This window comes from Galbibacter orientalis DSM 19592 (genome assembly GCF_000260115.1).
Lineage (GTDB): Bacteria > Bacteroidota > Bacteroidia > Flavobacteriales > Flavobacteriaceae > Galbibacter > Galbibacter orientalis.
Genome location: NZ_JH651379.1, coordinates 2113861 through 2120865 on the forward strand (window position 1 = coordinate 2113861; position 7005 = coordinate 2120865).

Here is a 7005-nt window from a genome sequence, read left to right on the forward strand (position 1 = left end):
TTTTTTGTTAAAGCATATGTGTTATGTCCGAAGCCAATGTTGGATATGAGAAAATCATTGTTCTAATATCATTAACCTTCATCTTTGTTTTTATGGCCATTGCGAAGAGATTTATGGTTTCTTCTGTATGTGGTCCGATTAAATGCGCTCCCAAAATTGTTTGGGTTTCATTGTCAATTATAGTTTTGAACGCATATTCTTCTACATTCAAGCGTTTAGCATTGAACCAATTGCCAACCCCTTTATAGTTTATCCTAATGTTGTAATTCAGCTCTTTCGCTTTCAATTCAGTAAAGCCAACAGAAGCCATAGTAGGCAAAGTAAAAACTACCGTTGGCATTGGTGGATAACTTATTTCTTTAGAATTGCCTTTAATTATATTTGAAGCAACAATATGACCTTCCAAAACAGCAATAGGGGTTAATGGCAAACCTGCTGAATCTGCGGCATCGCCCGCTGAATAAATATTTGGATTTGAAGTATTTTGAAGATATTCGTTTACTGAAATACCCTTTTTAGTAAAGGCTATATTGGCTTTATCCAAGTCTAAATCAAAAATTGCAGGTGGTCGTCCTGCAGAATTAAAAACAGCTTCGGCTTCAAAATATTCAGTATTCTCTGCGGATTTTCCTTTCACTCTATAATTGTTTTCGGTTTTTTCAATAGCCGCTACTTCGGTTTCAAGAATGAGTTTTATTCCTAATTTCTTTGTGGCAGAAACAAGATGTTTTACAATATCTTGTTCAAAATTTTCTAAAGGATTTTTACCACGATGAACAATGGTTACTTCTGCTCCACATCGAGCTGCTATATGTGCAAACTCAAAAGCAATATATCCACCACCGATAAATAATAATGATTTCGGCAATTTTTCTAAATTCAAGAAATAGGTACTGGATTTGGCATAATGACCACCTTCAAATTCTAAAATTCGTGGCTTCGCGCCAGCTGCAATTACAATTTTTTCAGCTTTTACCTTATCACTTCCAACTTCCAACGTGTTTTCTGAAAGAAATTTTGCTGAACTATGAAAAGTATCAATTCCGTTATTTTTGTACCCCTTTTCAATTTTTGGTGGCATTTCATCCACAAACGTTTGTTTAAAGGCCATTATGTCCTTCCAATTGACTTTAGGTATGGTGTCAATGCCATTACCTTTAAGTCTTTTGGCAAAGTCTCGTACTTCCGTAGCGCCTATAATCACTTTTTTTGGGTCACAACCTCTCAATGCACAAGTGCCACCGTAAGGTAATTCATCCGTTATCCCGACTTTCAGGCCTTTTGAGGCACATTTATTGGCGATGGTCATTCCTGCCATTCCCGAACCAATTATAAATACATCATATTCTTTCATACTAATTGATTTCTTTTTTGTCGGTTACTTTATAACCTGTTGATTTAATTGCTTTTTCGATTTCCGTTTCGTTGGTTTTAGTTTTGTCAAATTCAATGATTGCATTTCCATTTTCGTAGGACGCATTTGAGTTTACAATTCCGTTGAGTTTATTTACTTCGTGATTTACGTGTTCTTCGCAACTCGCACAGGTCATTCCGCTGATTTTAAATTCAGTTGTTTTAATGTCCAATTTGTCAACTACAATTATTTGCTTTTCTGTGTTTGGGTAAAAAATTCCTGAATAATATGGGAAAGACAACATTACAATTGCAAATACGGTCACAATTCCTAAAAACTTTTTTGATTGAATAAATTTTGGTTTTTCGTCCGTCTCACAATCACAGTCGATTTCTTTTTGAGGTTTAAGTTTTTGATACCAAGCAAAGCCAAGAACTAAAATTGTCAGTCCAATTAAATAAGGTCTAAAAGGTTCAATCCAAGAAAATGTTGAAGCAATTCCGCTTGTTCCAGCGATTAGAGCCAAAACTGGCGTAATACAACATAATGAAGCTGTAATAGCAGTTAACAAACCTGCACCAATTAATTTGTTTTCGCTTTTCATATCGTTTCTAAAATTTTGTTTTTGTCAAGTATCTCAAAGAATGGATTTAGTAATTTTTCGTATTCAGCCGTGAGTGAGTAAAAAATCGTTTGAGCTTCTCTATCGGTTTCTAATAGATTTCGGTCTTTCATTTTCCTTAAGTGTTGGGAAATAGCAGAAATGTTCATTCCAAGAATATCGCTTAAATCACAAACACAAAGTTTTTTTTCCTCAAAGAGTAAGTAAAGTATTTTAAGTCTTACGCTGTTTCCAACTAAAGAAAGTCCATTCGCTAAATAGTCGAACGATTCATTTAATTCTGAAACTATGTTTTTGCAACGATTTATTTGTTCAATATCGGCTTGTTGTCTTATGCAAGAATTATTTTCCATAGCACAAAGTTACATTTATTTCTTATTTAAGCAAATACTAAATTAATGAAGTGCAAAAAAACTTAGATTTTTTAATTTGGTAGCTTTTGAGTAGGCTGGTGATACAAAAAGTAAATTTAAATTGAATGCTTTTTCATAAACAGTGTATAAGGTTTATTCGGGTTTACTACCAGAAGCGACAAATACACCTCCATAATTAAAACTATCATCCACTTTAAAATTGGAAACCTTCGTCTCTAAATATTGGTATATTGGTCTGTCCACTTCGCCTTTCCCAATCCATTTTCCAAAATCGCCCTTTAAACTTGGTTTTTCAAGATACCAGTCGAGAATAACAATTCTACCGTTTGGTTTTAAAATTGAAATCATATTGTCGATTATGTTTCGCCATTCGGGCAGCCCAGACAAACCAAGGTCGCAAAAAACGGAGTCGATGATAATTTGTTCATCCCGATAATCAAGCCAATTCTGATCAATTTTTGTGGCGTTGTTTAATTCTATTTTGACATTTGTCCAACCGTTTTTTTCTATTTTTTGTTTGACCTTATCAAGCATTCCACTCGACAGGTCAATGCCAATGATAAGTCCTGTATTGTTCAAATATTCGTTGAAATATTTAAAGTTGACCCCTGTTCCGCAGGGCACGTTTAATACGGTCTGTCCATTTTTGAGTTGAAGCTCTTTGATGGCATAGTTCCTGGCTTTTTTATAATACCAATTTGAGATGTAATCGTAAAGGACGGAAAGCTTATCGTAGTAACGAATAGCGTTTTCCTGTTCTTCCTTTGTTCCGTACATTTGAGTTTCCATTATGCTTTTTTATCTGGTGATGAACTTGTTGTATAAAAATACTCATTTCTTATTTTTCAGGTCATAAATCTGCCTTAGAACTTCTGACAAAAAAACTTTCAATACTTCTCGGATGCTTTTAATTGTTTCGATGAATACGTCTTTCATAATCGTTTATTTGAGTAGTTATAGATTCCTTTTAAAATAGCCATCGCCACGGCCTTGACTTTAGAAGGCTGCAAAAAATAGAACCCTTCATCTTCGTTGGAAAGAAATCCAACTTCTACTAAAACAGCAGGGCGGTAATCAACACTTTCTCAAAGCACCTGAAAATTCGCAAACTTCACGCCTCTACTCTCAAAACCCAATTCTTTTTTAAAACAAGCCTGCAACAGATAAGCAAGCAAGGTTGAGAGGCCTGAAAACTGAGATTTAGTATTAGTCACATAAACTTCAATGCCTCTTGCGTTAGCATTATCTGAATGATTGCAATGCAAGGAAATAAACAAATCAGCTTTAAGAGCCTTTGCCAACTTGGTTCTATCAGATAATGAAATAAGCGTATCGTTATACCGGGTCAAAAAAATATCCAACGGTGTTTTTGACTTTTTGTTAAGCCTTAAAACTTCCAGAGCGATGTTCAGTACGACATCCTTTTCCTGTACGAAATTAATTCCTACCGCACCGGAATCTTTTCCGCCGTGACCAACATCAATAACAATTCGTTTTTGAGTTGCTGGTTTCTGCCCAAAAACGATGCACATTTTTAGGAGCAAAAAGACAAAACTGACGTTTTTGAGCACTTTTTTCATTTTCAATCTTTGAGTTATCAACAACTTGCCTTCCAAAATTCATAAAATTTGATACCAAATAATGGCAACGGAATTCAATTAATACCAAATAATATTTTATTCACAAATATTTGATTTTCAGGTATTTGAATACAAATATATGTACTTTTCCCTTAACGAAAACGAATCAAAAAATTAAACTGTTCCGTTATGAAAAAATCAATCTACTTGGCAACTTTTCTTTCGTTGCTCTCAACATCACTTTTTGCACAAATTGGAGGAATCGAAGATTCAGTTGACGATGTTTCTAGCACAATTAGGACAATTTTTCCAATAATCCTTGGTGTAATCTTCCTGATTGGCTTCCTGTTCAACGCGGGACATTTCTTCGGGGAAAACGCCGATCTCAAAAAAGGGATTACCCGTGTGCTCGTCTTTGTCTTGATTGCTGGTGCAGTAGTAGGCATTTTCACCTACCTAATCGGAATCGTAGTATAATGAAGCGGTTCGAGGTTTATAAAAACATCAGGAAACGGGCGGTCATTTTTGGGCTGCCCATATCCCTCTTTGCAATAATGATGGTTTCCATTCTTGCTTCGCTACTCATCATCATCTTTTCGTTCAGCTTCGGGATTATCATTGGCGTATTGCTTATCAATTCAGTTCTATATATCGCCCTGACCCGAATTACAAGCAATCCACAAATTTTCCAGATGGCAAAAGCTTTCCCAAAAATCATCAGTAACAAAAGAAATTCCGGCATCAATTATGAACAAGATTAATCTTTCGGCATACCAATCCATCGCAGATATTCAGAACAATATCATCTTTGCCAACAATGGCAATGTGGTTTTGTGTTATGAAGGCAACCTGCCTGAAATATACTCGCTGTCCGAAAAGGATTTTGAGGATATGCACGGGGCTTGGTTTCAGGCCTTAAAATCATTACCTGTTGGTACGGTTGTCCACAAACAGGATGTTTATCTCAAAAAGAGCTATACATCAGAACAACTTCCCAATAAGACCTTTTTGGAAAAGGCGACCCACGACCATTTCAAAGGACGTGAGTATATGGAGCACCGCTGCTTCCTGTTCTTTGTTCTGACCAAGAACAAAGCGCTCAACAATCCCAAATATGTCAACCCGTTCCGAAAGGTTTCAAAGAGTATTATCAGGGAACTAGATGATACCGTGCAACGTTTTATCGGTTCGGTCAACGATTCGGTTTCCTTTATCAACAACAGCCGCAAAATGGAATTTTCTCCACTTGATGCGGATTCAATTCAAAATCTAACGAATGGCTATTTCAATGGCTTCAACGAAGGTTTTGATACCGATATTTTACTGGAAAAAAAGAACGTCAATATCGGCGAAAATTATTTTGATGCCCTGGCCATCAACAGCGAACTGTGCTTTGGCGAAAGTGTACAGAGCAGCAAGACCAATGAGAAATTCACTTCTGACGATTTTGTGTTTCATCAAGGGTTTATTGATGGCATAGGGCTTACGCTTAACGAAAGCCACATTGTCAACCAAATCCTGTATCTGGACGACAAACAAAAATGGCGCAAGCTGCTGGACAAAAAAGTCGAGGAACTGAACAAGAGTTCCAACTTTGGTTCGCAAAACAAAGTGGTATTAGGAAAAATCCAGCACATCCTTGACCAGATCAATGCCGATGATAATGCACGGATTATCCGTGGTCATTTGAACATCGTCTATTGGGATAAAAATGCCGCCAACCTAAGCCGCATCGGTTCTAAAATCAAGACTGAATTTAAGGAACTGGACATTATTCCATATTATCCAAGGGGCGAAGAACGTAAAAATTATATCCTGAACAGCTACTGCTGCTTTTCCTCCAATTTCTCTAACAATGATTTGTACGTAACGGATCTCAAACACGCGCTTTGTCTGTTCATCAATAATACCAACTACAAGTCGGATGATACCGGTATCATCTTCAATGACCGGGAACATAACATCCCAGTTCTGAAGGATGTTTGGGACGAACACAAAAAACGTATCAAGGCACGCAACTTTGCCATTTTCGCACCCACCGGTGAAGGGAAATCCTTTTTGGCCAATAATATTCTGCGCCAATATTTTGAAAGTGGCGTGCGCCTGGTCATCATTGATCTGGGCGGTTCTTATACCAAATTCGCCAAACTCTATCCAGAACAGTACACCGTCTTGCGCTATGAAAGTGGAAAGAACCTGGGAATCAACCCATTTTACATCAGCGATATCAATGACCTAACACCGGAACGCTTGGAAGATTTATCGGTGTTCCTATTTGAGCTGTTCGCTTCCGATTTAAAAGTAACCAAGGCACAATCTGTTTCCGTCAAGAAAATATTGCGCCATTATTATGATAGCACTTTAGAAAACCACTCCTTGGATGGTTTTTATCATTTTATCGAGCGCAACCAAAAAGATCTTTTGGGTCAGCTCAAAATCCATCCTGACTACTTCAATGTTACGGGCTTTTTGCACGTAATGTCGGAGTATGTTGGCGATGGGCTATATAGCTTCCTCTTTGAAGTTAGCGAAGATCAGACCTATAAAATCGAGGATAAACGGCTCATCGTTTTTGAACTGGACGAAGTGAAGGACAATAAGGAAATCCTTTCCGTAATGTTGAAACTGATAAAGTCTGCCATCCAAAGAACCATTTGGAAAAACAGAGCTGAAAAAGGCATCATCCTGTTCGATGAATTTGCCAAGCAACTGAAGTTTGAAAACGTACTGGAAAGTGTTGAATTCTACTATCAGGCCATCCGTAAACAGAACGGAGCGATTGGGATTATTCTGCAATCCATCAATCAACTTCCAAATAATTCAACTTCGGCAAGCATCATAGAAAATACACAGGTTATCTACAGCCTGAACAACGAGAAAGGCTATGCGGAACTTGTCAAGCGGCTTAACCTATCAAGCCACGATTTAAACCAATTAAAATCCATCAAGAACAATCTTTCCGGAAAACGAAAGTACACCGAAATGTTCATCAAGATTGGTAAGGAGAGTAACATTTTTAGGCTTGAAGTTCCCAAGGAAGTATATGCCGCTTATCTCACGGATGGAAAGGAAAAT

General features: G+C 37.2%; 8 protein-coding genes. 2 read left to right on the forward strand and 6 right to left on the reverse strand.

Features of this window, described 5'->3' with window-relative positions:
* Positions 1 to 7 precede the first annotated feature (7 nt).
* The 5 genes from JOOMADRAFT_RS09290 to JOOMADRAFT_RS09310 form a co-directional block, all read right to left on the reverse strand.
* The gene (locus JOOMADRAFT_RS09290) at positions 8 to 1354 is read right to left on the reverse strand and encodes a dihydrolipoyl dehydrogenase family protein (RefSeq protein ID WP_008612769.1); all 1347 of its coding nucleotides are present in this window, start codon (positions 1352 to 1354) and stop codon (positions 8 to 10) included.
* A 1-nt stretch (position 1355) separates the two neighbouring features.
* Complete coding sequence (merTP, locus tag JOOMADRAFT_RS09295; protein WP_008612770.1) at positions 1356 to 1958, reverse strand: mercuric transport protein MerTP; 603 nt, start codon at positions 1956 to 1958, stop codon at positions 1356 to 1358.
* Positions 1955 to 2329 carry an ArsR/SmtB family transcription factor gene (locus JOOMADRAFT_RS09300; RefSeq protein ID WP_008612771.1) on the reverse strand — a complete coding sequence of 125 codons (375 nt, stop codon included), beginning with the start codon at positions 2327 to 2329 and terminating at the stop codon, positions 1955 to 1957. The genes merTP and JOOMADRAFT_RS09300 overlap by 4 nt, the downstream gene beginning before the upstream one ends.
* 153 nt (positions 2330 to 2482) lie before the next feature.
* Positions 2483 to 3139, reverse strand: coding sequence for a class I SAM-dependent methyltransferase (locus JOOMADRAFT_RS09305; RefSeq protein WP_008612772.1), 657 nt, complete (start codon positions 3137 to 3139; stop codon positions 2483 to 2485).
* A 296-nt stretch (positions 3140 to 3435) separates the two neighbouring features.
* Positions 3436 to 3930, reverse strand: coding sequence for an N-acetylmuramoyl-L-alanine amidase family protein (locus JOOMADRAFT_RS09310; protein ID WP_008612774.1), 495 nt, complete (start codon positions 3928 to 3930; stop codon positions 3436 to 3438).
* A 189-nt stretch (positions 3931 to 4119) separates the two neighbouring features.
* Between JOOMADRAFT_RS09310 and JOOMADRAFT_RS09315 the strand changes: the two genes are divergently transcribed.
* Complete coding sequence (locus tag JOOMADRAFT_RS09315) at positions 4120 to 4407, forward strand: hypothetical protein (RefSeq protein WP_008612775.1); 288 nt, start codon at positions 4120 to 4122, stop codon at positions 4405 to 4407.
* A 16-nt stretch (positions 4408 to 4423) separates the two neighbouring features.
* Here JOOMADRAFT_RS09315 and JOOMADRAFT_RS20660 read toward each other — a convergent pair whose 3' ends face one another.
* The gene (locus JOOMADRAFT_RS20660; RefSeq protein ID WP_040879650.1) at positions 4424 to 4672 is read right to left on the reverse strand and encodes a hypothetical protein; all 249 of its coding nucleotides are present in this window, start codon (positions 4670 to 4672) and stop codon (positions 4424 to 4426) included.
* Between the two features lie 5 nt (positions 4673 to 4677).
* Here JOOMADRAFT_RS20660 and JOOMADRAFT_RS09325 point away from each other — a divergent pair.
* Positions 4678 to 7005 (forward strand): TraG family conjugative transposon ATPase (locus JOOMADRAFT_RS09325; RefSeq protein WP_008612777.1); only part of this gene is annotated, 2328 nt, incomplete at its 3' end.

What these genes read in the sequence shown, in the direction of transcription:
- JOOMADRAFT_RS09315 (WP_008612775.1), top strand. Translation starts at nt 4,120, where the DNA reads ATGAAAAAATCAATCTACTTGGCAACTTTTCTTTCGTTGCTCTCAACA.
- JOOMADRAFT_RS09310 (WP_008612774.1), bottom strand. Translation starts at nt 3,930, where the DNA reads ATGAAAAAAGTGCTCAAAAACGTCAGTTTTGTCTTTTTGCTCCTAAAA.
- merTP (WP_008612770.1), bottom strand. Translation starts at nt 1,958, where the DNA reads ATGAAAAGCGAAAACAAATTAATTGGTGCAGGTTTGTTAACTGCTATT.
- JOOMADRAFT_RS09305 (WP_008612772.1), bottom strand. Translation starts at nt 3,139, where the DNA reads ATGGAAACTCAAATGTACGGAACAAAGGAAGAACAGGAAAACGCTATT.
- JOOMADRAFT_RS09290 (WP_008612769.1), bottom strand. Translation starts at nt 1,354, where the DNA reads ATGAAAGAATATGATGTATTTATAATTGGTTCGGGAATGGCAGGAATG.
- JOOMADRAFT_RS20660 (WP_040879650.1), bottom strand. Translation starts at nt 4,672, where the DNA reads ATGCCGGAATTTCTTTTGTTACTGATGATTTTTGGGAAAGCTTTTGCC.
- JOOMADRAFT_RS09300 (WP_008612771.1), bottom strand. Translation starts at nt 2,329, where the DNA reads ATGGAAAATAATTCTTGCATAAGACAACAAGCCGATATTGAACAAATA.